The following is a 23,477-nucleotide window of genomic DNA, read 5'->3' as shown; positions in this document are numbered from 1 at the left end:
CTTCAAAGAATTTACAAGGCGGGAATGCGCTCGGCGCCGTTTTTAAGTGTAGCTGACATGCGGCGCTCTGGTGAATCGCGGGTCAGAGCCAGCAAAAAACCCATAGTAATCGCAATAGCCACCAATGATGAACCGCCATAGGAAATAAACGGTAATGTCATGCCTTTTGCAGGCATCAAATGCAGGTTAACCGCCATATTGATGATTGACTGAAAGCCGAACAGAATAACAATGCCGGCAATTGCAAGCCTTGTAAAAGCATCACGCTCTTTCATGGCCACGCTCAGGCCGCGAATAACGATAAAGGCAAACAGCAGCATAATCACAATACAAAGAATAATGCCGTATTCCTCCGCCGCGACAGAAAAAATAAAATCCGTATGGCTGTCAGGAATAATACGTTTGACTGTGCCCTCACCAGGCCCCTGCCCGAACCAGCCGCCGCTGATAATAGCTTCACGCCCGGCATCCACCTGAAATGTATCGCCCTCACCTGTCATAAAGCGGTCAATACGGCCGGCCACATGCGGGAAAAAACTATAAGCGCCCACCCCGCCGACAACAGCAAGGCCGCCAAGAACAATAATCCACAGCCACGGCATACCGGCGAGAAAAAACATCGCCCCCCAGCTCACCGCCGTCAAAGTGGTTTGCCCGAAATCGGGCTGCGCCATCAAAAGCGCGGCAACCATGCCAAACAACAGCATAGCCAGCAGATTGCCCGGCATATCGCCATTGCGCTCCTGTTCAGAGAACAGCCATGCGCAAATAACCACAAAAGCCGGCTTCATAAATTCTGACGGCTGAACAGAAAGACCCGCCAGCGATACCCAGCGCCGTGCGCCCTTGACCTCAATACCAACAAACAGCGCCGCAACCATAAGCAGCAGCGAAGCGCCCAGTAAAATCAGTGCGGCACGGCGCACCATTCGCGGGCTTAAAAATGAAACTCCGATCATGGCAATCAGCGCCGGTATCATAAAGAAAATCTGACGCTCAACAAAATGGAAACTGTCAAGCCCGATACGCTCGGCCACGGCGGGGCTTGCCGCATAGGACAATAAAATACCAAGCCCCATCAGCGCCAGACAGGCTGCCAGAAAATAACGGTCAATTGTCCACCACCAATTGGCAACAGCTCCCCTGTCCGCGCGGCTCACCATCAGTCTGCTCTCCCCACAGGGCGAAAGCCCTCCAACATCATAACCTTATCGCGGAATGCCTGCCCGCGCTTCTCAAAATTCGGAAACTGGTCAAAACTGGCACAGGCCGGAGATAACAGCACCACCGGCTCCGCATCCGCATCACCAGCCGCATCCTGTGCAGCATGCTCAATCGCAGCATCCAGCGTCTGGCTGATTTCAAACGGCACATCAGCGCCAAGTGTTGCGGCAAATTGTGCTGCCGCCTCGCCGATCAGATAGGCTTTGGCAATACGCGGAAAAAATCCGCGCAGGCTTTCAATCCCGCCGCTCTTTGGCAAGCCGCCTGCAATCCAGTAAAGCTTGGCAAAAGATGACAAGGCAGGTGCGGTGGCCTCGGCATTGGTTGCTTTTGAATCATTGATAAACAGGGTTTTACCCTGATAGCCAATCTGCTCCATACGATGCGCAAGCCCCGGAAAACTGCGCAGACCGGCACGTATTTCCTCCAGGCTCAAACCGATTGTCAGGCAGGCAATCAATGCCGCAAGCGCGTTCTGGGCATTATGCGCGCCGCGCAATGAGCCAATACCATCCAGTGATAACAGCAGTTCAGCCCTGCCATGTTCCGCACGGTAAAGATCGGTTCCCTGTGCATAAAAACCGTTTTCAAGCACCTGATTTTTAGAAAAGCGGATCAGTCTCCTGCCCTGTTTTTCCAGCCGGTCGGCAATAATAGCACAATAAGCATCATCAACAGCCACAATGGCCGTGGCACTGCCGGCAACAAGCCGTTCTTTGATAGCGGCATAATGCTCCATCGCGCCATGGCGGTCGAGATGATCAGGCGTCAGGTTAAGCAAAATGCCGGCGCAAGGATTAAGGCTTGGCGCAAGATCAATCTGGTAGGATGAACATTCCACCACATAATTGCGCCCGTCAACCGGCGGCTCCAGCGAAAGCACAGCCGTGCCGATATTGCCGCCAAGCTGCATATCACGGCCACAGGCCTTGATGATATGCGCAATCAGCGCTGTGGTGGTGGATTTGCCATTGGTGCCGGTAATGGCCACAAACGGGCAATCCGCCCCGCCGGCAATAGCGGCATCGCGCTCGCGGCAGAATAATTCCACATCGCCGATAACCGGCACCTGCGCCTGATGAGCCAGCTTAACACTCCAATGTGGTTTCGGATGCGTGAGCGGCACCCCGGGCGATAATACAAAAACACTGAAAAGCGACCAGTCCGCTTCGCGCAAATCCTGCACATTTATGCCTTGCGCCGCTGCACGGGCAACGCTTTCCGGATTATCATCCCAGCCAACAACATGTGCACCGCCGGCACATATTGCCTTGGCTGTTGCCAGGCCGGAACCTCCAAGGCCAAACAACGCAACATGCTTGTTTTTCAGGGTTTGTACGGGGATCATAATCAACCGCCACTCGACAAATATCGCCGAATTTCTGTCACCGTTCAGGGCGCAGATAATCCGGCTACCGGTTTATCTCCCGCACCACAGACGGTTCTACGCCGGCAGCACAGGCATTTAATACTTTGCTCTATAATTTATCCGAATGGTTAATAAACCATTCGGATAGCCTGTTTAACGCAAATTGCTTAACGCAATTTCAAGGTGGAAAGACCAATCATCGCCAGAAGAATGGCAACAATCCAGAATCTGATCACCACCTGACTTTCCGTCCAGCCTTTTTTCTCAAAATGATGGTGAATTGGCGCCATAAGAAATACACGCTTGCCGGTCATTTTAAAAAAACCCACCTGAATAATTACCGAGAGGGCTTCCATCACAAATACACCGCCGATAATTGCCAGCACGATTTCATGTTTGGTGGCAACGGCAACCGTGCCCAGCATACCACCCAGCGCCAGCGACCCGGTATCCCCCATGAAAATCGCAGCCGGCGGAGCATTAAACCACAAAAATCCTAAGCCCGCGCCAATCACCGCACCAAGAATAACCGACAATTCACCGGTACCCGGCACAAAGTGAATCTGCAGATAATCGGCAAAAATCGCATTACCCGACAAATAGGCAATAAAACCAAAGGAAGCGGCCGCAACCATTACCGGCACAATGGCCAAACCATCCAGCCCGTCAGTAAAGTTAACAGCATTGCCGGAGCCAACCATGACAAAGGCAGCAAATGGTATGAAAAACCAGCCAAGATCCAGCAACAAGCCTTTAAGGAAGGGAAAAGTCAGCGAAGATGAAAACGGCTCCTGACCGGTTCGCATAATCACCCATGCAGCCATGGCGGCAATAACAAATTCCAGCCCCAGACGCGCTTTTCCTGAAAAACCTTTATCCGATTGTTTGGTGACCTTGAGATAATCATCATAAAAGCCGATTGCGCCAAAACTGACCGTTACCAGCAGCACAACCCAGACATAGACACTCTTGAGGTTACCCCAGAGCATTACCGAGGCCAGAACCCCGAACAAAATCATCAAACCGCCCATTGTCGGCGTACCGGCTTTTTTAAAATGCGTCTGCGGCCCGTCAGCGCGGATCGGCTGGCCGCGGCCCTGACGCACACGCAAACTGTTGATAATGCGCGGCCCCAGCAAAAAAACCAGCAAAGCTGATGTGATCAAAGCACCACCGGTGCGAAAGGTAATATAGCGAAACACATTGAAAAATGACAAATGATCCGCAGCATTGGCTAATAACATCAGCATCAGGTGAATGCCCTTCAGGTCGGTCGCGGCACTATAACAACCGGCATAGGTTAAAATGCCGGATCCAGCACCTGTTATTCTTTTGCAGTTCTGTAATTCTGTTACCAGAATGGCCTCATTAACAGGGAATGAAGCCGGTATAAATTATTCCGCCGCCTCACAAAGCGGATATTTTTTCAGCAAGGCATCAACAATTTTTACAAAGCCGATTGATTTTGATGACTTAATCATCACCACATCTCCCGGGCGCACGGCTTTAACAACCAGCGGCAGCAGATCATCAACATTATCCCGATATTCAACCTGAATTTCCGCAGGCATCGCCGATTTCAAGGCGTTCATATGCGCTCCGCCGATAAACAGCATATTCACATGCGCATCCACAATCGGCCGCGCCAGATCTCCGTGCAGCTTGGAAGATTGCTTGCCAAGCTCCAGCATATCACCAAGCACAGCAATGCGCCGCCCGGCCTGTGCGCGCTCGCCCTGCGGCGGTGTTGCCTCCAGCAATGCAAGCGCCGCCCGCATGGAAGCCGGATTGGCATTATAGCTCTCATCAATCAGCGTGAATATACCCTCACCATGGCGCAGGCGATATTGCGCGCCGCGTCCAGCCTCAGCCTGCAATGTGCCAAGCGCCAGCACAACCTTGGTCATATCAGCGCCGGCAAGATGGGCAGCCCCTATCACCGCCAGCATATTTTGCACCATATGCCGCCCCGGCGCACCGATTTTAACCACTGCCTCCCGGCCATTCAGCGATAGAGTGATGCAGGAGCAATCCGGCTTCATAACAAGATCACGCAGCCGGTAGGTTGAGCGGGCATTTTCACCAAAAGTGGCAATATGCTCAATACCGGCAGCCTCAGCCAGTGCCTCCAGTTGCCTGAAACGTTTGTCATCACGATTGAGCAATGCATAGCCGCCGGGCAGCACGCCTTCAAAAATCTCGGCTTTGGCAGTGGCAATCTCTTCCAGATTGGCAAAATGCCCCAGATGTGCCGCCGCAATCTGCGTGATCACCGCCACATGCGGCTGCACCATTTTCACCAGCGGGCGGATTTCATTATGGTGGTTCATGCCAATCTCAAAAACACCGTAATCGGCATCTTCCGGCATGCGCGCCAATGTTAGCGGCACCCCCCAGTGATTATTAAAAGATGCCGCCGAAGCATGAACCTTGCCACAGGCTGATAAAACGTGGCGCAGGGCTTCCTTGGTTGTGGTTTTTCCCACAGAACCGGTCACGGCAATAATTTGCGCCGCAGAGCGTTTGCGCGCAGCAAGCCCCAGCCGCGTCAGGGCTGCCAGCACATCATCCACCACAATCATCGGCACCTGCAATTTGCCAAGAGCCGGCAGGCGCGCCTCTGTCACAACCAGCAATCCGGCACCGGCAGCCATTGCGGCGGTGGCAAAGTCATGGCCGTCAAAAACATCGCCCTTAATCGCAAAAAAAGCCTCGCCCTTGCGCAAAGTGCGGGAATCGATCGAAATTCCGGTAACACCTTCAGGAAGGTTGCCAACAGGCCGCCCCTCCATTGCTTTTACCATGTCAGCCGATTTCCATAAAATTTCATTCATTTAAAACGCGCCTCAAGCGAACGGATAATTTCAGCATGATCCGAGAAAGGCAGCGTCATACCATTAATAATCTGTCCTTCCTCATGCCCCTTCCCTGCGACAATCACAGTATCACCGGCCTCGGCAATCAGCACCGCATGGCGTATAGCCTCATGACGGTCACCGATTTCCAGCGCGGAAGGAGCTGCAGCAAGAATTTCTGCGCGGATAACCGCCGGTATTTCAGAGCGCGGATTATCGTCAGTCACAATCACCACATCTGCCAGACGTGTGGCAATCTCCCCCATGATCGGGCGCTTACCCTTATCACGATCACCGCCGCAGCCAAAAACCAGAATAACCCGCCCCGTGGTAAACGGACGCACGGAAGTAAGCACATTTTCCAGCGCATCCGGCTTATGCGCATAATCCACATAAACAGGCACGCCATCTTCCGTAGCGCCGACAAGGTCAAGACGCCCCGGCGCCCCTTTCAGCCGCTCCAGCGCACGAAAGGCCGCATCTGCCGTAACGCCGGATACGATTGCAAGCCCCGCCGCCACAAGCGCATTGGCCACCTGAAAATCACCGGCCAAAGGCAGGGTCACTTCATAAATCTTATCTTCATGGCACAATTCAATATATTGGCGATGGCGTTCATGTTCCACACGTTTAAGCGTGATAAACGCCCCCTTGCGGCCAACTGTTTTTACATCGCAGCCAGCCTGCCTTGCCGCCTCCTCTGCCTGGGCGGAATAAATATCATCTGCAAAAATAATTGCCGGCGCAGCCTTTGGTAATAAACGGTCAAACAGGCGCATTTTGGCAGCCAGATAATGCTCCACCGTCGGATGATAATCCATATGATCGCGGCCAAGATTGGTAAATGCACCGGCTGTGAGTTTCACACCATCAAGGCGGCACTGGTCAAGCCCGTGAGATGATGCCTCCATACAGGCATGGGTCACACCCTCATCATACAGCTCCGCCAGCACTTTTTGCAATTCCACCGGATCAGGCGTGGTCAGCGAGCCATATTCATCACGCGTTGGCGAGACAATGCCGGTTGTGCCGATACTGGCCGCAGCAAAACCCGCATAAGCCCAGATTTGCCGGGTAAAGGATGCAACTGATGTTTTGCCACTGGTGCCGGTCACCGCCGCCATAATCTGTGGCTGCCGGCCATAAAAGACAGCAGCAATCATTGCCAGCGCATGACGCGGATCAGCACAGCGCAACACCGGCACGCCAATCTCTGCCGCATCCATCTGCTCATCGGCAAGAATAGCAACCGCACCGCGTTTTATGGCATCGGCTATATAGGCCGAGCCGTCATTTTTTACCCCTTTAAGCGCAGCAAACAAATAGCCCGGCTGCACAATGCGGGAATCGGAACCAATGCCGGAAATTTCAATCTTCCCGACAGAATCAGCCATTTCATTAACAAATGCGGCAATCTCTTTCAGTTTCATTCCGTTCCCCGATCCGAACACACCATTGGCGGCACAGATGACATTTCCAGCTGTTACCGCAATTCCGGCCTGATATTTACACTGCCATATACCCGACCGGATGCATAAAAAATACTCTGCCGGTTATACCAGCGCCGAATAATCTGAAAAACCGGATATATTTTCCGGTTTCTCATTTTAGTCATTCTCATAGGCAGCCAAAATCGGCGGCGCATCCTTGGCAAAATCCGGCTGCACACCAAGGAAAGATGCCGACCGGCGGATGATATTGGCAACCATTGGGGCAGCATTGAGTCCGGCTGTGGCAGAAAATTTGCCTTCCTCAGGTTTTGGCTCATCAATAATTGTCAAAACAATATAGGTCGGGTCATCCATCGGAAAAGCAGCAAGAAAAGCATTAAAGCGCACATCCTTGGAATAGCGGCCATTAATAACCTTTTCTGCCGTACCGGTTTTACCGCCAACACGGTAGCCCTTCACCTCTGCACGGCGCCCGGAGCCGATCTCTGCATTCAGCCGGTAAAGATAGCGCATATCATCACTGGTTTTCGGCTTGAGAACCTGTGTGGCTATCGCATTAGCCTGCGCTTCTGTGCGCGGCAGAAATGTCGGCGGAATAAGCTTGCCGCCATTCATCAATGCCGCCGCGGCAACCGCTGTCTGCAACGGGGTGGTCATCATGCCGTGGCCGAAAGAAATTGTAATTGAATGCACTTTCTTCCACACGCGCGGCTCAACAGGGCGCGCCACTTCCGGCAATTCCGTATGCATGCGGTTCAGCAGGCCAAGGCGCTTCAAAAATGCCCGGTGCCCCTCAATGCCAACCGCATCCGCCTCCTTGCCCGAACCAATATTGGATGAGTAAATAAACACTTCAGCCAATGTCAGCCAGCGGGCCTTACCATGAAAGTCACGAATGGTCTGACGGCCAATCGTGATCGGGCGCGTGGCATCAAATTTACTGTCCAGATTAAATTTTCCGGAATCCAGCGCCATTGCCGTGGTAAAGCTTTTAATGGTTGAACCCATCTCATAAGTGCCCGCAGACATGCGGTTAAGCCGGTCTTTTTCCAGCGCATTATACGGGTTATTCGGGTCAAAATCCGGTACCGAGGCCATAGCCACCACTTCACCGGTCTTGGCATTGAGCACCACCGCACCGGCTGCAATCGCCCGATATTTGGCAATTGCCTGCACCAGCTCATCACGCATAATATGCTGTACGCGCAAATCAATGGAAAGACGGAATGGTTCCAGATTTTCCGGCTGCGCAAGCCCCGCCTGCCGCAAATCACTCAAGCCCTGACTGTCAATATATTTTTCCATACCGGCAATGCCCTGATTGTCGATATTGACCAGACCAAGAATATGAGAGGCTGTAGGCCCGCCGGGATAAAACCTTGATTTTTCAGTGCGAAACCCAATACCAGGAACACCAAGCGCCATAATCTGGCTTTGCTGGCGCGGGGTCAGGCCACGTTGAATCCAGACAAAACCGGCGCCGCTTTTCAGCTTGCGATAGGTGCTTTCCCAATCCAGATTGGGCAGAACAGTTGCCAGCAATTCCAGCGTTTCATCCGGATCGGCAATTTTGCGCGGCTCAGCATAAAGCGATGCTGTTTTAATATCTGTTGCCAAAACCTCGCCATTGCGGTCAACAATATCCGGCCGTGAGGCAAGCGTGCTGGCAGCGGCTGCGCGATAGCCCTCATCATCACCGCCCTGCAGGCCATAATAAATCAGGCGTCCGCCAATCACCGCATAAATACCCATAAAACAGGTCATAGCCATCAGCAAACGATTGCGGGCACGGTTGCCGTGTTTTTTCCGGTTACCGGCAAAGGCTACATTATTATTCAGCGGCGATGTGGCAATTGTGGATTCTGCATCAGGGGCGGCATTGCCAAATTCCGGTGCCTGCCCCAGGGGGCTGCCATCGCCGGAGATAGAAACCTTGTTCTTGCGGCGCAACCAGCCGTTTTTTCTGCTCATGGCCGCACTCCCGGAATAACAATTTTCGCAGGCAATGCCACCTGTGGCGCAGCGCCTGACATGTTGGAGGCAATACTGCCGGTGCTTAAATTATCAACCGAGGCAATCAGATCAGAACTGTTGCCGATCAGTTTTTCAATATCATCGGCCTGTTTCAGCGGAATATCATCAAAAAGCCCGATCTGACGCACATCAACAGGAGCCAGTTTAAGCTGTGCCTGATAAATATCAACCAGTCTCTGCAGGCGGTTCGGCTGGGTCATCAGGCTCCAGTCAGCCTTCAGAAGATTGATCGTATCCTTCTCAGAGGCAATCTGGCGCTGAATCTTTTTGATTTCAACAACCTGCTTTTCCGCATCATGCTTGATTTTATAGGTCACGGTGGCTGCTACCAGCATCGCCGCGATCAGGATGATATCAATAGTGCGCAGCATGGCTATTTCCACTTCACATCGTCAAATTCAGGCAAGGCAGGCAAACCGAAAATACTGTAATCAGCTTTCAGCGGCGGATATTGCGTGCGGATACCGGCGCGCAATTTGGCAGAACGTGCACGGGGATTGACCAGCGCCTCTTCCTCACCGGCACTGATCGCTCCCTTGACCGCAGGCGTAAAACTGCCCTGACGCATATGTGCTTCCGGCAAATGGCGTGAACCGCCGCCGCCGCCGGCACGATCGGCAAAAAAACGCTTCACAATCCGGTCTTCAAGCGAATGAAAAGTAACAATAACCAGCCGCCCGCCCGGCACCAGCGCCCGCTCAGCGGCAATCAATGCGCGTGCCAGCTCGCCAAGCTCATCATTCACATAAATGCGCAATGCCTGAAACACCCGTGTTGCCGGATGAATCCGGTCTTTCGGGTGGCGGCCAACCAGCATTTCAATTGCATTTGCAAGGTCACGCGTGCGGGTGAAAGGCGCATTCTCACGCCGCTTCACAATCATGCGGGCAATGCGCCCTGCATGGCGCTCCTCACCCAAAAAATTAAAAATCCGCGCCAGATCACCGGTCTTATACTGGTTAACCACATCAGCGGCACTCAACCCCTGACCGGACATACGCATATCCAGCGGACCATCTTTCTGAAAAGAAAAACCACGCTCCGCCTCATCTATCTGCATGGAGGAAACGCCGATATCCAGCACCACACCCTGAGGGCGCATATCGCCAAGCACATCTTCAAGCTGCGAAAACCGCGCATGCACCAGACGCAACTGCCCCTGAAAAACCTCAACCATTGCCTGCCCGGCTGCAATGGCATTGGGATCACGGTCAATTGCCAGCACATTGGCGCCGCTCTGGAGAATGCGGCGCGTATAGCCGCCCGCGCCGAAAGTGCCGTCCACATAAAGCTTGCCGGCCTGCGGCTGCAAGGCGCTGATCACCTCATCCAGCATCACCGGAATATGCCGTGAATAATCATCTGCCCCCGATAATGCGGAATCAGCCTGTGTTGCGGGCACTGTCTTATTATGAGGTTCTGTCATCACTGTGCCTTTTTCTCCCGATCACGCATCAAAACCGCAGATCGCTGGGTGCAGGCAAAAGCGTGGCTGCAATATCCGGCAAGATTGCCCGCCGCATTCCCCGCATGAAGCGCAAAATGCCTGAAAAATGAACACCCTATGGACGCAACAAACCGCATAAAAAATACCACCGGCATAAGGCGGGCGTCAACGGAGGCTCAAAAACCGCTTCAGCACAACCATATGCATTACCAACACTCTTACAGACTTGAGCTTTTTTCAGTTCTGCCGGTCTGTCTGCACATACAGAACGCCGTGAATAATTTATCCAATATTAATATTAAGGAAGAGTTATTATACCGCTGCAAATATGATTTATTGCCACCACACTGCAGTGTAAAAAACAGGGTATAATGCGTTTATGCGCAATAAGATTGCGCCATTTCAGGCAATATCCTGATCATATAATTTTTTAGCATACAGGTTTGTCAGCCAGCCTGTAAGCCGGGTTCTGTATGGCCGGACTGCGAACAGCCCGACGTGGCAGCCATTCATCTGGGACGGATATTGCCATCCGCCTCTTGCAACCCACCCGGACGGCTGATCCGGAAACTGATTACCGGGCAAGCCCGGTGCACCGTCCCTATTCGGTCTTGCTCCCGATGGGGTTTACCATGCCGCTCCCGTTACCGGCAGCGCGGTGGGCTCTTACCCCACCCTTTCACCCTTACCCGCAAGCCACAGGCATTGCAGGCGGTCTGCTCTCTGTTGCACTTTCCCTGAGGTCGCCCTCGCCGGGTGTTACCCGGCATCGTGTTTCCGCGGAGCCCGGACTTTCCTCACCTGCCACCTTTCGGCCTTGGCAAGCGCGGCTGCCCGGCCGGCTGACAACTCTGTCTATGGCGCTATCTTGCAAAAAACGCAATAAAAAAGCTGACTTTCAAATTCTGAAAGTCAGCCTTTGATATAAAATCCCAGCTCAGCGGAGCTATTTAGATTTAGGTTATGGCGTATCTCAAACACCGCCAAAGCCTGAATATAAACAGGCCTGAACAGTTTTATAACAAGAGAAAATCTCCTGCAAAAACCATAATTAATACGATAAAAACTGTTAAGCTCTCACGAAAAAAAACAGTTTAAAACGACTGCATGAAATTTTTGACATTGCTGCAATATTTTGCCGATGTCGGGTTCATACGTTTGGCGCCATGGCCGGCATTATATTTAAGAATAGTACCGCAAGTGGTACCGCCGCCAAGTTTTTGCGCCATCGCCAGATATTTCATGCCATATTGCAAATTGGTTTCAGGGTTATACAAACCCTTGGCAGAGCCGGTATAGCCAAGGCCACGCGCTGTACCAAGCTTGATCTGCATCAGGCCGATCTCACCGGCACGGCCGCGAACATTGGGCTGGTAATTGCTCTCATGGCGCACAACCGCATGAGCAAGAGCCAAAGGCACACCATAGCTTGAGGCATAACGGGCAATAATTGCCGAATAAGGCTTGCCCGAACCACTGGCACGGCTTTGTTTGACATCAGATCTGGTTACGCTTTTACCGCTATACTGTTTTTTCAGATCAATATAACTCCGCGCGGAACGGCGCTCAATCACGCGCACCTTATCTGCTTTTACCTGTTTTTTATAGGCTGTGCGCTTGCTTTCCTGCTGCTGCTTTTCAGTTTTATCATTCTGTTTTCCGGCCTTGATAAGAGCGAGCAAATTCGTTTTTTCAACAACCGGCGCACTCATGGCAGAAGTAAGACCGAACGAAACCATCGCCCCGCTAAGAGCGCATAAAAATCCAAATTTTCTAATCATAACCTAACCGTTGGAACTGTTGCATTCATGCGTTGCAGCCGCCCTCAGCCATGAGGAAACCTGCCTGCGACGCCCTTCCTTCTGGATAACAGTCCGCCTCCATCACCAGATCTGCTCAAGGAAATCGGGGTTGTATCTGACGCCCGAATGCAGCCGAAGATTGTCAAAACAAATCACAGTTTGCAAAAAACTGTAACAATAAAGGAATAATCTTCAGAATTGACGGCAAGGTTTTTATAAAAATCAGGATGTTACTTCTTCACGCAAATTTGTGGCAATCAGCCTGTGTAAAGTCTCGATTGTGGAAATATCAGCCACCCCGTCAATCTGATTTGGGCGAAAATGGCGCTGAAATGCGCTGATTACGATTTTCGTGCGTTCATCGAACATGCCGTTAATGTCGATATCATAACCATACATTGCCAGCATGGATTGCAATGCCTCAACAGGCTGGCCGTGATCGCCCATTGTAAAAAACCGGCCGCCGCGAATGGGAGCAGGCTCTGCCCAATGGCCGATACCGGCCTCAAACAAAATGCGCCACGGAAAATTTTCACCCGGATCAATTTTGCGCTCCGGAGCAATATCTGAATGCGCCAGAACATGGGCAGGCGCAATTTTATGGCGCTCGCACAATGAGCGGCAAAGATCAATCACCGCGGCAATCTGCGCATCCGGATAGGGAGGAAAATTTTCAAGATCGCCCGCATTGACAATTTCAATCCCGAGAGAGGCGGAATTAATATCACGCTCTCCCTTCCAGCAGCTTTTTCCCGCATGCCATGCACGTTCACTCTCTGCCACCATCTGCACCACACGCCCGTCCTCATGCACCAGATAATGAGCAGAAACCTCATGCTCGGGAGATTTGAGAATATCCAGCGCCTCTTCAGCAGTGCGCAGGCCGGTATAGTGCAAAATCACAAATTCCGGTTTTTTACCATCCTTGCGCGGACCAAAATTTGGCGAGGCATCAATTATCGCAGACGGATAATCCGGCCGGCTTAACAAGGGCCGCGCAACAGGCTGCCCGTCTTGCCCCGCATTTTTTGGCTGCGTATGATGATTATGCGTGTTCATGCTGACCCAGTTGTTTTTCCAGTACTGCCCATGCTGCATTAATCGCAGCCAGACGATGATTTGCTATTTTCTGAAATTCATGCGGCATACCCCGCGCAATAATCAGATCCGGATGGTTCTCGCGCACCAATTTGCGATAATGCTGCTTGGCCTGTTTATAATCCACACCACGCGCAAGCCCCAGCACTGCATAAGGATCGGCAGCCCCCATATGAACATGGCGGCCGGCAATCAGCACAAATGCATCTTCCTCAATATTAAAAATTTCCGCAACACGGCGTAAAAATTGCATCTCTTTATCATGTATATAACCATCTGCGCCGGCAATATAAAACAAGCCATCCAGCACATCAGCCAGCACCCCGCATGGTTGTTCATCATTATCCTGCTGCGCCATCCGGCATAATTTTTCAATCTGCCTGGCATAGCTTTCATAGCCGGCCACATCCTGCTTGGCGAGATTATAAAGACGGGCAACATGCTGCGCCTCTTTGGGAGGCACCTCAAAAATATCCTGAAACGCACGCACTTCCTGCTCGGAAACAACACCATCGGCCTTGGCCATCTTGGCGGAAAGAGCAATCATCGCAATGGAAAAAGCCACGCGCCGCCGCGTTTCGGCATCGCCTTCAAAATATGTACGAACGGCCTCAATCACTGCGGAAAATGCGCTATAAGCTGTCTGCGTAACAAAATCGGCAATACTGGACCAAATCGACATAAGCTTTTGTAATTCAAAACAACTCTGATGAAAACCATCCGCCGCCTGTTAAAGGTGGAAAATCCGGCAAATATTAAAAAGGCAAATATTAAAAAGGCGCCCTGCCGCCACGCCTCGCCACAGCAGCAACAGGAAAAATGCCATCATCTGATCAGGCTTTTTATAGTGCAGCTTATCTTATGTGCCCTGCATCTCGCTCATCATTTGCCGCTCCAACCGGCGGCGCACAACCGCCTCAGCGGCTGTTTGCGCCTGCAAGGCCTGCTGCTCGCTCTGCCCCACACGTAATGCGGTCTTTTTAGCATCCTCGCCCGCACGCTTGGCAGCAAGCTCAATATCCTCTTGTGTCAGCGGCTTTTTCAATTCCGGCAAGGCCAGAGCCGCAGTCACATTTCCGCCCTGTCCGGCACGGGCATCAATTTCTTCCAGTTCCTGATCTGCCTTCAATTGCAGCTCTCTTTCGGATTGCGCAATCATGGCCGCCACACTATCGGAACCGGCTTGTTGCTTGCCGCTGAAACTCTGAAATCCGCCAGATAATACCAGCCCGACAAGCACAGCAACCGCAATAAAAAACACTGACAGTCGATACATAAGACCTCCACACGCAAACACACAACGGATAGCCGTATAAAATGTCTTACCGTTTTTATCCGGATAGAATCCATCCGCAATAAATGTCAGTATCCGTTACAAAAACGTACAAGTTATGAAACAAATGATCAAAAAACATTTCATATTGTTATTAAACAGCAAGTATATCCGTTTTTTTCCAAATACGCATGAATGGCGCACAGCCAAACTGATTTCCATGTTTTAAGATAAATTTTTAACCTTTTACGGTAATAAAAGATTCATATTTTCCCGTTGCGATTTGTGAGACAACAATTGATGAAGCCAGTAGCACTTGCTGTTCTCGGCCTTTTGCTGAGCGCCTGCACATCTGTGGATTATGATTTTTCAGATGTAAAGGCGCCGGGCAGCACCAGCATTGCCCTGCCATCAGGCAACGCCAGGGCGCCACGCTTTTTTGACCGTAAACCGCATGATTATACCGGCAAAACGCCATGGCATTATCCAATTCACGGGACAGATGTTTCCAAATATCAGGAAAAGGTTGACTGGCATAAGGTGCGCGGCAGCGGCATTTCCTTTGTCTTTATCAAGGCAACAGAGGGCGGCGACCGCGTGGATGACCGCTTTGCGGATCATTGGGCGGCTGCACGGGCTGCCGGTATTCCGCGCAGCGCCTATCATTTCTATTATTTTTGCCGCTCGGCCGCCGATCAGGCGCGCTGGTATATCCGCAATGTGCCCAAAGATCCCGGTGCTTTGCCGCCCGTTCTGGATATGGAATGGAACCCGCTTTCCCCAACTTGTAAATTACGGCCTGATCCCTCTGTTGTGCGCCGCGAAATGCGCACTTTCCTGACAATGATTGAGCGTCATTACGGCAAAAAGCCGGTCATTTATACAACTGTTGATTTCTTTGACGATAATAATCTGCGCAGTTTTAGCGATTATCCTTTCTGGCTGCGCTCAACCGCCGGCCATCCTGATGAGAAATACGGCCCGCATCCGTGGATTTTCTGGCAATATACCGGCACCGGAACAATTCCCGGTATCACGGGCGATGCCGATATTAATGTTTTTGCAGGCAATCATGCCCAATGGAAAAAGTGGCTGGAAAGCAACAAGGTTAAATAAAAGCGCACAGCAAGACGGATTCCGGTTTTTCCATCTTCTTTTTCACAAAATGTTTCTACATGTTCCGGCCATTGTTTTGGCATGAATTGATTTGGCATGGCCGGTAATCTGCCGCGCCATGCTTTATTCATATTGATGCCTGTTCCATCAATATGCTCGCATCCAGATGCTCATGACAAGCATAGCTGATTTATTTTTGGCCACTCAGCTGCAATCAGGCTGCTGGCCTCTTCAAAGAGAACCTGAAAAATGCCACGCCGCGCGCTTTATCGCAAAAAACCCTTCTACTTCAGTCAGCTGCCTGCTTTAGGCTTGGCAGGCCTGCTTTCCGCTGTCAGTTTTTCTCTTCACGCACAGGAGCAGCCGCAAACGCAGGCCTCCCTGCAGGAAGCGCCTGTTACAGCAGAAAAACCTGCCTGCGGCGGTGATCTTGCTTTTTGGCTAGAGGGTGTTACAGAAGAAGCAAAGAGTGCAGGAATTTCAGAAAAAACAATTGCAGCCCTGAAAAAAGCGCAGATTGATGAGCGCACCCTGAAACGCGACCGCACTCAGACCGTATTCAATCTGACTTTCGTTGAATTTTCCAAGCGCCTCATCTCTGAACAGCGCCTGAAAAAAGGGCGTGAAAATCTTGTCAAATATGCCGGTATTTTTAAAAAGGCTGAAGAAACCTATGGTGTTCCAGGGCCGGTTATCGCCGCATTCTGGGGGCTTGAAACGGATTTTGGCGCTATTCAGGGTGATTTTGATACGTTAAATTCACTGGTCACCCTGTCCCATGACTGCCGCCGTCCGGAACTGTTTCGCCCGCAACTGATGGCCATGCTCAAGCTGATGGATCAGGGCGTGGTAGATGCCGGAACCACCGGCGCATGGGCCGGCGAAATTGGCCAGATGCAGCTTTTACCCAAGGACTATCTGGAGCGCGGCATTGATGGTGACGGCGATGGCAAGGTCGATCTGAAAAACAGCGTGGCCGATGCCGTGATGACCGCCGCACGCATGCTTTCTGAACTTGGCTGGCAGCGCGGCGAACCATGGCTTGAATCGGTGCAACTGACACAGGATATGCCTTGGGAAAATGCCATCCGCACCTATCGCCTGCCTCATTCACAATGGAGCGGCTGGGGGGTGAAGTCAGCTGATGGCAAGGCTCTTGGCGCGGATAATGGCAATGCCTCTTTGCTCATTCCGATGGGGCGCAAGGGGCCGGCTTTCCTCTCCTATCGCAATTTTGATGTTTTTGTGGAGTGGAACAAGTCTATTGTCTATGCCACCACCGCCGCCTATTTTGCCAGCCTGCTTGCTGACGGGGCACCTTTTCTCCCCGGTAATCCTGAGCCGGGTCTTACGACGGAAGAACTGAAAGAGCTGCAAAATAAACTTGCCGGACGCGGCTATGAGATGGGGCGAATCGATGGCGTTTTCGGCACCATGACCAGAGATGCCGTGCGCACGGAGCAACAACGTTTGGGGCTGCCGGCAGATTCCTGGCCAACGCGTGAATTGCTGGAAAAACTATAAAAATAGTAGGATTTTGATGCCGCCTGTAAAAAAATTTTAGGGCGGCATCACGCTCCCCATACTTTATTCAATATATTGAATTTATTATAATTTTAAATTTCCAACCGCTCTATGCCACGCTTTTTCCGGCATCTGAAATAGATGCTCCCACGAATTTAGACTTTTCTTTGACCATTTATGTCGATAAAATGACACAAACAGGAAATGTGCAGACAGCGTTAAAAAACTGTCAATTTGCTCTCTGGTTTCTCTTTGGCAATGCCGCAAGGTATCAAGGGTTTTACAAGGCAAAACATCATATTTCCGGTTGGCGTTAAGTGAAATTGCGCACATAGATGATCAGCGAAATGAGATTTCCGCTTTGTATCAGGTGCCTGTTTCCGGACTTTATCTGCCGCAACAGCGGCATTTAAAACTGAACTTACAACCTGCTCAGGAGGCATCCATATGGGTTTAACGCGTTCAATCAATGCCCTGGTGTTTTGCGCAGCTTTTGTGTTTGTCGCAGCAATGATTGTCGGTGTATTTCCCTGATCCCGCATAGGCTGATTTAAAACCAGCTGTCATCTTTTTATTTTGTAAAAAAGTATATTCCGCCTGTTTCGGGCTTTTATTTTAATCGCAATGTCCTGTTTAAACCTATACCGGCAAATTGCGTATTGATCTGAAAACACATCTGAAGGGAAAGTGTTTTCAGAAAACAAATTGTAAGAGTTAGCGTATTTCTGCTGCCCGCCGGATCAATATAATCCGGCTCTGTCCTGCGGTTACTCTTTTTAAGGGCAGCCCTGTAAAGCGCAAAACGCAAAACAAAATTACAAAACAAACCAGATTAAAGAAAAGCCCGGCGGATAATCTGTACCGCCGGGCTTTTCTGTAATCAAAATAATGCGCAATTATTCTAGGCGGCAACCTGTGCCCGCACCCCCAGCAAATGGCAAATGGCAAAAGCCAGATCTGAACGGTTCATGGTGTAAAAATGAAAATCATTCACCCCGCGTTCAATCAGATCATTCACCTGTTCAGCCGCAATCGCCGCTGCAACCAGCATATGGGTCTGCGGATCCTTATCCAGCCCCTCAAAACGATCGGCAAGCCAGACAGGAATACGCGCACCTGCACGTTTTGAGAAATTGGCAACTTGCGTAAAATTATGAATAGGCAGCACACCCGGAATAATCGGAATATAAATCCCCGCGCGGCGCACACGCTCCACATACCGCTCATAAAGATCATTATCAAAAAAGAACTGGGTAATTGCGCGGGTCGCCCCATTATCAACCTTGCGTTTGAGCATCTCAATATCGGTCGCAAAGTCCGGACTTTCCGGATGTTTTTCCGGATAGGCTGATACGCTGATGTCAAAATTGGCGATAGACTTCAAACCGGCCACCAAATCAGCGCCATTTTGATAACCGCCAGGGGTTGGCGTATAGACCTCGCCTATACCGCCTGCCGGATCACCGCGCAGCGCCACAAAACGCGTTACCCCGAGAGAAGCGAAGGAGCGGACAATAGAATTGACCTCCTCTCTGGTTGCATCCACACAGGTCAGATGTGCTGCCGGTGTTATTGAGGTCTCCTTGATAATGCGGGCAATGGTTTTATTGGTACGCTCACGCGTTGAGCCGCCCGCCCCGTAGGTTACCGATACAAAGGCCGGATTAAGCGGCGCCAGCCGTGTTACTGTTTCCCAGAGCCGCGCTTCCATTTCTTCTGTTTTCGGCGGAAAAAACTCAAAGGATACACGGATCGGATGTGCGCTCTCTAAACGTCGTTGCTGGCCAAAACCGGACATCGGAAATCTCCGTCATGCAATCATTATGGCTTTGCTGTCACAATGATAAAATCTGAAACAAAACCGGCTTGGCCTCTATCAAAACAACCTGTAAACCGGATCATTAAAAATATTCATTAGTGCCGGTGCCGCCCTCAGGCAGCATCGGCGATAAGCATTCGCGGATCTTGCGCCAGCCATAATTTAATCACCAGCCCTTCGGCCTTGCCGCCTTTAGGCTCAAGCGCAAGCGATTGCTGCGGCTCCAGACCGGCAGCTTTCATCCAGCCGGTCATCTGCTCATCGCTGAAGCCAAGCCGCAAATGTGCGTGTTCCTCCCGCAAAAATTCAAGATCATGCGGGGCAAAATCCACCACCAGCAAGCGCCCTTGCGGGCGCAGGGCGCGCGCTGCCTCACGTATAGCCGCCTGCGGATCCTCAAGAAAATGCAACACCTGATGAATTGTCACCAGATCATAACCATCGCGATCAACCGGCAGCGCATAAATATCGCCCTGCCGCACCTGCGCATGGGCAATGCCCGCCTGATCAAGATTGGTGCGCGCTACGGTAAGCATATCGCGGTTGATATCAATACCGACACCGCGCACATAAAGACCGCTGAACATTTCCAGAAGCCGCCCCGTTCCGGTGCCGATATCAAGCATGGAGTGAAAATTCTGCTCGCCGATAACCCTGCGCAGCGCCTCTTCAACCATCGCCTCATCAATATGCAGGGAGCGTATCTGATCCCAGCTTTCTGCATTGGCGCTGAAATAGGCGGTTGCACGCTCATGGCGCTCGGCCTTAACCTGCGCCAGCCGCTCCTGATCACGCAGCAAAAACGGATCCTGATTATCCTGCCAGCCGATCAGCGCACGGGAAAGCCCCTGATGAACCGGCGCCTCAGACAAGCGAAAATAAGCCCATGATCCTTCCTGATAACGGCTTATCAGCCCTGCTTCACTCAAAAGTTTCAAATGGCGTGAGACACGTGGCTGGGACTGGTTGAGAATCGAAGTAAGATCAGAGACTGTAAGGTCACCACCGGCAAGAAGGGTAAGGATGCGCAAGCGGCTTGGTTCCGCTGCAGCCTTCAACACTTCCACCATTTCTTCCAGAGCCAGAGGCTTAGCAGTCATACCACACTCCAAAAACAAAACACATAAAGATATGTTTATGTCACTGATGTAGCAAATGCAACTGAAATCGACAAGGCAGGTCGTAATTTGGGTAAGAACATGCGCTGACTTTGCCTGATAGGTGCCTGTCTTCATAAAGGCGGCATAAACAGATTATAGGTCTGGTGCCTATAGTTTTTTTATAGAGACACAGCAGGAGCACACTATGGCCGCATCCGCCAGACGCCGCAAAGAGATTGAACTGGCTTTGCGCATTTTTGCCCCGCGCATCGCTTTTTATGATGCTGAGCCTGTGCGCGAAGCAGCAGCAGCACCTCATATGCGCGCCCTCACCGCTGAAAATGCCGTGCGCCTGGCATTGCTCGCCTATATCCGCCACACTTATACAGATTATGACAAGCTGCGGGATGAAGGGCTGGATAAAGACAGTGCCCTGTACTGGATTAATGAACAAGTGACTGAAAAACTGAACGAATGGGGTGCCGGCGCTTTATTGTCTGATTATGATCAGGGTTTTTAGGGCACCGGCATTGCCAAGGTTTCAGCCACGCACCGCCACAAAAAACAACCGCGGAAAATGCAGCAACACCTTACCGTCAACCGTCAGCGGATAATGCTCTGCCAGCCGCGCTGTATATTCCTCCAGATAATCTTTTTGCTCCTGCTCATTGAGCGGGTTTAAAAAAGGCCGCAACCCTGTGCTCTTTACCCATTCTGTTATGGCGGCATGGCCGCTTAAGGGGTGATTATAAATCGTGTGCCATATATCAATATGAGAAGAATAAGGCGCTAATGCATTATAATAAACATGAACCGCAGGCATTGGCGGGCGGGCAGCATTATGCAGGCGCTCAATCCAGCGGCTGTTTTCAGCCGTTTCCCGCATCATGCGGTGCGAGGGCTCATTCCAGTTGTCCGGCATCTGCACTGCAAGCGCCGCCCCCTTTTTCAGCCCCTGCAACAGGCGCTGCAAATGTTGAATATGATCCGGCACCCATTGAAATACCGCATTGGAAAACAGTAAATCCACTTCCTTATCCGGCATATATTGTGTTGCATCTTGCAACGAAAAAGCCACATCCGGCAGGCGTTTGCGCGCTTTTTCAATCATATCCGGCGAGGTATCAAAACCAGATAATTGTGCCTGCGGCCAACGCTTTTTCAGCGCCTCTGTCGAGTTTCCAGGCCCGCAGCCAATATCAACAATCACCGCAGGCTCTGCCAGCGGAATGCGGGCGATAAGATCAGTAACAGGCCTTGTGCGCTCATCTTCAAATTTAAGATATTGCCGAGCCGACCAGTCTTTCATCGTGATACTCCTCTGCCTTACCTATAAACAAGACAATCTATAGTACCAATGCATTTTGCCCAGTATTTTGCCAAGTATTTTACCAAGCATTTTGCCAACGCATCAACAAAAACGCCCTCCTTTCGGAGAGCGTTTCTATAACTTCAGTTCGCAGGCAATTTCTGTAGTCAAAAGGTGCAGGCAGTGGCGAAAATGGTAATTTTCGAGAACCGGAGCGCAGCGTACTTATTGTACGTGAACCGGAAGGCAAGAAAAGCGCCATTTGCAGCCCTGCATGAGGCTTTTGGAGCAGAAATTTTAGCGCGTCAATGGCTTGTAGGTCACCCTCTTAGGGTTAACGCTTTCAGGCCCCAGACGGCGAATCTTATCCGCTTCATAATCAGCAAAGTTACCTTCAAACCATTCCACATGGCTATCGCCCTCAAAGGCGAGGATATGGGTGGCCAGACGGTCGAGGAACATACGATCGTGGGAGATAATAACCGCACAACCGGCATATTTTTCCAGCGCATCTTCCAGCGCCGCCAGTGTTTCTGTGTCCAGATCGTTGGTCGGTTCGTCAAGCAGCAGCACATTGCCGCCCGATTGCAGCATTTTGGCCAGATGCACGCGGTTACGCTGACCACCGGAAAGGTTACCAACTTTCGCCTGCTGATCGCCGCCCTTGAAATTGAACGCACCGCAATAAGCGCGCGAATTCATCTCATATTTGCCGAGCTTGATAATATCATTGCCGCCGGAGATTTCCTCCCAGACAGTCTTGTTCGGGTCAAGATGATCGCGGCTTTGATCAACATAGCTAAGCTGCACCGTCTCACCGATGCGTATTGTGCCGTTATCCGGCTTTTCCTGACCGGTGATCATTTTAAACAGGGTCGATTTACCGGCACCGTTCGGACCGATCACACCCACAATACCCCCCGGAGGCAGTTTGAAAGAAAGATCATCAATCAGCAAACGATCACCAAAGGATTTGGACAGACCTTCAGCCTCAATCACCACCTGACCGAGGCGTTCACCAGCGGGAATAAGAATTTGCGCATCACCCGGACGCTGGTTTTCCGCCGCTGCAACCAGTTCATCATAAGCTTTGATACGTGCCTTGGATTTGGCCTGACGGGCTTTCGGGCTGGCGGAAATCCATTCGCGTTCGCGTTCCAGTGCTTTTTGGCGCGAGGCTTCTTCACGTCCTTCCTGCTGCATGCGCTTGGCCTTGGCTTCCAGATAGGCGGAATAATTACCCTCATAAGGAATGCCGCGGCCACGGTCGAGTTCGAGAATCCATCCGGTCACATTATCAAGGAAATAACGATCGTGGGTGATCAAGAGCACAGCGCCCTGATATTCACGTAAATGCCTTTCCAGCCAGGCTGTGGTTTCAGCGTCCAGGTGGTTGGTCGGCTCGTCAAGCAATAAAAGATCAGGCTTGGAAAGCAGCAATTTGCACAATGCCACACGGCGGCGCTCACCACCGGAAAGCACAGTCACATCGGCATCGCCGGGCGGGCAGCGCAAGGCTTCCATTGCCATTTCCACCTGGCTTTCCAGATCCCACAGATTCTGGCTGTCAATAATATCCTGAAGACGCGCGCCCTCATCGGCGGTTTCATCAGAATAATTCATCATCAATTCATTATAGCGATCAATAATCGCCTGCTTGTCGGCCACACCTTCCATCACGTTTTCAAAAACGGTTTTGGCCGGATCAAGCTCCGGCTCCTGTGCCAGATAACCACAGGTTGCCCCTTCTGCCAGCCATGCCTCGCCGGTAAATTCCTTATCAAGGCCGGCCATGATTTTCAGAATAGTCGATTTACCCGCGCCATTCGGCCCCAAAATACCGATCTTTGCATCGGGATAAAAAGACAGATGAATATTCTCAAGGATTTTCTTATTGCCGTAAGACTTGTTCAGCCCCGACATATGATAAATGAATTGGCGTGCCATTGTGTGGCTGTTCTCCGAAATTCTGGGCCTGAACGCAGGCCGGAAACCTTCTGATAAAAGACTGTGTTTGGCTGCGCTTGTAGGCTAAATATCACGTATCGGCAATGGC

At 51.3% G+C, this 23,477-nt stretch carries 18 protein-coding genes, 1 other RNA gene and 1 pseudogene; 3 read left to right on the top strand and 17 right to left on the bottom strand.

Translation table 11 applies throughout. The annotated features are described in order from the left end of the window. Positions 1 to 11: 11 nt before the first annotated feature. The 13 genes and pseudogenes from ftsW to ACSTTO_RS05145 form a co-directional block, all read right to left on the bottom strand. Positions 12 to 1,163, bottom strand: a complete 1,152-nt coding sequence (gene ftsW / locus ACSTTO_RS05205; RefSeq protein WP_439272077.1) for a putative lipid II flippase FtsW — start codon at positions 1,161 to 1,163, stop codon at positions 12 to 14. Beyond that, positions 1,163 to 2,572 carry a UDP-N-acetylmuramoyl-L-alanine--D-glutamate ligase gene (gene murD, locus ACSTTO_RS05200; protein WP_439272076.1) on the bottom strand — a complete coding sequence of 470 codons (1,410 nt, stop codon included), beginning with the start codon at positions 2,570 to 2,572 and terminating at the stop codon, positions 1,163 to 1,165. The genes ftsW and murD overlap by 1 nt, the downstream gene beginning before the upstream one ends. Positions 2,573 to 2,760: 188 nt before the next feature. After that, positions 2,761 to 3,843, bottom strand: a complete 1,083-nt coding sequence (gene mraY / locus ACSTTO_RS05195; RefSeq protein ID WP_439272075.1) for a phospho-N-acetylmuramoyl-pentapeptide-transferase — start codon at positions 3,841 to 3,843, stop codon at positions 2,761 to 2,763. Between the two features lie 144 nt (positions 3,844 to 3,987). Next, positions 3,988 to 5,427 (bottom strand): UDP-N-acetylmuramoylalanyl-D-glutamyl-2,6-diaminopimelate--D-alanyl-D-alanine ligase, encoded by a 1,440-nt coding sequence (locus tag ACSTTO_RS05190; RefSeq protein ID WP_439272074.1) that lies wholly within the window; start codon positions 5,425 to 5,427, stop codon positions 3,988 to 3,990. Further along, on the bottom strand, positions 5,424 to 6,878 hold the full coding sequence (locus ACSTTO_RS05185) for a UDP-N-acetylmuramoyl-L-alanyl-D-glutamate--2,6-diaminopimelate ligase (protein ID WP_439272073.1): 1,455 nt from the start codon (positions 6,876 to 6,878) through the stop codon (positions 5,424 to 5,426). Before ACSTTO_RS05185 ends, ACSTTO_RS05190 begins: the two co-directional genes overlap by 4 nt. A 177-nt stretch (positions 6,879 to 7,055) precedes the next feature. After that, positions 7,056 to 8,870: a peptidoglycan D,D-transpeptidase FtsI family protein gene (locus tag ACSTTO_RS05180; RefSeq protein WP_439272072.1), complete on the bottom strand. Its 1,815-nt coding sequence runs from the start codon at positions 8,868 to 8,870 to the stop codon at positions 7,056 to 7,058. After that, positions 8,867 to 9,304, bottom strand: a complete 438-nt coding sequence (gene ftsL / locus ACSTTO_RS05175) for a cell division protein FtsL (protein ID WP_439272071.1) — start codon at positions 9,302 to 9,304, stop codon at positions 8,867 to 8,869. Before ftsL ends, ACSTTO_RS05180 begins: the two co-directional genes overlap by 4 nt. Positions 9,305 to 9,306: 2 nt before the next feature. Beyond that, complete coding sequence (gene rsmH / locus ACSTTO_RS05170) at positions 9,307 to 10,359, bottom strand: 16S rRNA (cytosine(1402)-N(4))-methyltransferase RsmH (RefSeq protein WP_439272070.1); 1,053 nt, start codon at positions 10,357 to 10,359, stop codon at positions 9,307 to 9,309. Between the two features lie 463 nt (positions 10,360 to 10,822). Continuing rightward, positions 10,823 to 11,226, bottom strand: an RNA gene (gene rnpB / locus ACSTTO_RS05165) — RNase P RNA component class A. Positions 11,227 to 11,474: 248 nt separating this feature from the next. Then, positions 11,475 to 11,840 (bottom strand): annotated as a pseudogene (locus ACSTTO_RS05160) (lytic transglycosylase domain-containing protein); the annotation flags it as partial. A gap of 564 nt (positions 11,841 to 12,404) precedes the next feature. Beyond that, complete coding sequence (locus ACSTTO_RS05155) at positions 12,405 to 13,241, bottom strand: N-acetylmuramoyl-L-alanine amidase (protein ID WP_439272069.1); 837 nt, start codon at positions 13,239 to 13,241, stop codon at positions 12,405 to 12,407. Continuing rightward, positions 13,228 to 13,962 (bottom strand): TerB family tellurite resistance protein, encoded by a 735-nt coding sequence (locus tag ACSTTO_RS05150; protein ID WP_439272068.1) that lies wholly within the window; start codon positions 13,960 to 13,962, stop codon positions 13,228 to 13,230. The genes ACSTTO_RS05155 and ACSTTO_RS05150 overlap by 14 nt, the downstream gene beginning before the upstream one ends. Before the next feature lie 177 nt (positions 13,963 to 14,139). Beyond that, positions 14,140 to 14,556, bottom strand: coding sequence for a hypothetical protein (locus ACSTTO_RS05145; protein WP_439272067.1), 417 nt, complete (start codon positions 14,554 to 14,556; stop codon positions 14,140 to 14,142). Positions 14,557 to 14,853: 297 nt separating this feature from the next. Here ACSTTO_RS05145 and ACSTTO_RS05140 point away from each other — a divergent pair, with 297 nt between their 5' ends. Together ACSTTO_RS05140 and ACSTTO_RS05135 are read left to right on the top strand one after the other, a co-directional pair. Further along, the gene (locus ACSTTO_RS05140; RefSeq protein ID WP_439272066.1) at positions 14,854 to 15,669 is read left to right on the top strand and encodes a glycoside hydrolase family 25 protein; all 816 of its coding nucleotides are present in this window, start codon (positions 14,854 to 14,856) and stop codon (positions 15,667 to 15,669) included. Positions 15,670 to 15,918: 249 nt separating this feature from the next. Next, positions 15,919 to 17,193, top strand: coding sequence for a lytic murein transglycosylase (locus tag ACSTTO_RS05135; protein ID WP_439272065.1), 1,275 nt, complete (start codon positions 15,919 to 15,921; stop codon positions 17,191 to 17,193). A 901-nt stretch (positions 17,194 to 18,094) separates the two neighbouring features. Here ACSTTO_RS05135 and metF read toward each other — a convergent pair. Together metF and ACSTTO_RS05125 are read right to left on the bottom strand one after the other, a co-directional pair. Next, complete coding sequence (gene metF / locus ACSTTO_RS05130) at positions 18,095 to 18,991, bottom strand: methylenetetrahydrofolate reductase [NAD(P)H] (RefSeq protein ID WP_439272064.1); 897 nt, start codon at positions 18,989 to 18,991, stop codon at positions 18,095 to 18,097. A 134-nt stretch (positions 18,992 to 19,125) separates the two neighbouring features. Then, complete coding sequence (locus ACSTTO_RS05125; RefSeq protein WP_439272063.1) at positions 19,126 to 20,112, bottom strand: ArsR/SmtB family transcription factor; 987 nt, start codon at positions 20,110 to 20,112, stop codon at positions 19,126 to 19,128. Positions 20,113 to 20,317: 205 nt separating this feature from the next. Here ACSTTO_RS05125 and ACSTTO_RS05120 point away from each other — a divergent pair, with 205 nt between their 5' ends. Next, positions 20,318 to 20,632 carry a DUF2293 domain-containing protein gene (locus tag ACSTTO_RS05120; RefSeq protein WP_439272062.1) on the top strand — a complete coding sequence of 105 codons (315 nt, stop codon included), beginning with the start codon at positions 20,318 to 20,320 and terminating at the stop codon, positions 20,630 to 20,632. Between the two features lie 21 nt (positions 20,633 to 20,653). Here the strand turns inward: ACSTTO_RS05120 and tam are convergent, their stop codons facing one another. Further along, positions 20,654 to 21,421, bottom strand: a complete 768-nt coding sequence (gene tam, locus ACSTTO_RS05115; RefSeq protein ID WP_439272061.1) for a trans-aconitate 2-methyltransferase — start codon at positions 21,419 to 21,421, stop codon at positions 20,654 to 20,656. A gap of 297 nt (positions 21,422 to 21,718) precedes the next feature. Beyond that, entirely contained in the window at positions 21,719 to 23,368 is a 1,650-nt protein-coding gene (gene ettA, locus ACSTTO_RS05110; protein WP_439272060.1) for an energy-dependent translational throttle protein EttA, read from the bottom strand. Between the last annotated feature and the right edge of the window lie 109 nt (positions 23,369 to 23,477).

The organism is Pseudochrobactrum albidum (genome assembly GCF_051851455.1).
GTDB lineage: Bacteria > Pseudomonadota > Alphaproteobacteria > Rhizobiales > Rhizobiaceae > Pseudochrobactrum.
The sequence above is the reverse complement of the archived record's forward strand: the minus strand, read 5'-3'. Positions and strand labels throughout refer to the sequence as shown.

Excerpts from the sequence above, each read along its gene's own strand:
- ACSTTO_RS05135 (WP_439272065.1), top strand. The coding sequence starts at position 15,919 with ATGCCACGCCGCGCGCTTTATCGCAAAAAACCCTTCTACTTCAGTCAG.
- ACSTTO_RS05190 (WP_439272074.1), bottom strand. The coding sequence starts at position 5,427 with ATGAATGAAATTTTATGGAAATCGGCTGACATGGTAAAAGCAATGGAG.
- mraY (WP_439272075.1), bottom strand. The coding sequence starts at position 3,843 with ATGCTGATGTTATTAGCCAATGCTGCGGATCATTTGTCATTTTTCAAT.
- murD (WP_439272076.1), bottom strand. The coding sequence starts at position 2,572 with ATGATCCCCGTACAAACCCTGAAAAACAAGCATGTTGCGTTGTTTGGC.
- ACSTTO_RS05180 (WP_439272072.1), bottom strand. The coding sequence starts at position 8,870 with ATGAGCAGAAAAAACGGCTGGTTGCGCCGCAAGAACAAGGTTTCTATC.
- ACSTTO_RS05150 (WP_439272068.1), bottom strand. The coding sequence starts at position 13,962 with ATGTCGATTTGGTCCAGTATTGCCGATTTTGTTACGCAGACAGCTTAT.
- ACSTTO_RS05155 (WP_439272069.1), bottom strand. The coding sequence starts at position 13,241 with ATGAACACGCATAATCATCATACGCAGCCAAAAAATGCGGGGCAAGAC.
- rsmH (WP_439272070.1), bottom strand. The coding sequence starts at position 10,359 with ATGACAGAACCTCATAATAAGACAGTGCCCGCAACACAGGCTGATTCC.
- ACSTTO_RS05120 (WP_439272062.1), top strand. The coding sequence starts at position 20,318 with ATGGCCGCATCCGCCAGACGCCGCAAAGAGATTGAACTGGCTTTGCGC.
- ettA (WP_439272060.1), bottom strand. The coding sequence starts at position 23,368 with ATGGCACGCCAATTCATTTATCATATGTCGGGGCTGAACAAGTCTTAC.
- ACSTTO_RS05145 (WP_439272067.1), bottom strand. The coding sequence starts at position 14,556 with ATGTATCGACTGTCAGTGTTTTTTATTGCGGTTGCTGTGCTTGTCGGG.
- ftsW (WP_439272077.1), bottom strand. The coding sequence starts at position 1,163 with ATGGTGAGCCGCGCGGACAGGGGAGCTGTTGCCAATTGGTGGTGGACA.
- ACSTTO_RS05125 (WP_439272063.1), bottom strand. The coding sequence starts at position 20,112 with ATGACTGCTAAGCCTCTGGCTCTGGAAGAAATGGTGGAAGTGTTGAAG.
- ACSTTO_RS05185 (WP_439272073.1), bottom strand. The coding sequence starts at position 6,878 with ATGAAACTGAAAGAGATTGCCGCATTTGTTAATGAAATGGCTGATTCT.
- ftsL (WP_439272071.1), bottom strand. The coding sequence starts at position 9,304 with ATGCTGCGCACTATTGATATCATCCTGATCGCGGCGATGCTGGTAGCA.
- ACSTTO_RS05140 (WP_439272066.1), top strand. The coding sequence starts at position 14,854 with ATGAAGCCAGTAGCACTTGCTGTTCTCGGCCTTTTGCTGAGCGCCTGC.
- metF (WP_439272064.1), bottom strand. The coding sequence starts at position 18,991 with ATGTCCGGTTTTGGCCAGCAACGACGTTTAGAGAGCGCACATCCGATC.
- tam (WP_439272061.1), bottom strand. The coding sequence starts at position 21,421 with ATGAAAGACTGGTCGGCTCGGCAATATCTTAAATTTGAAGATGAGCGC.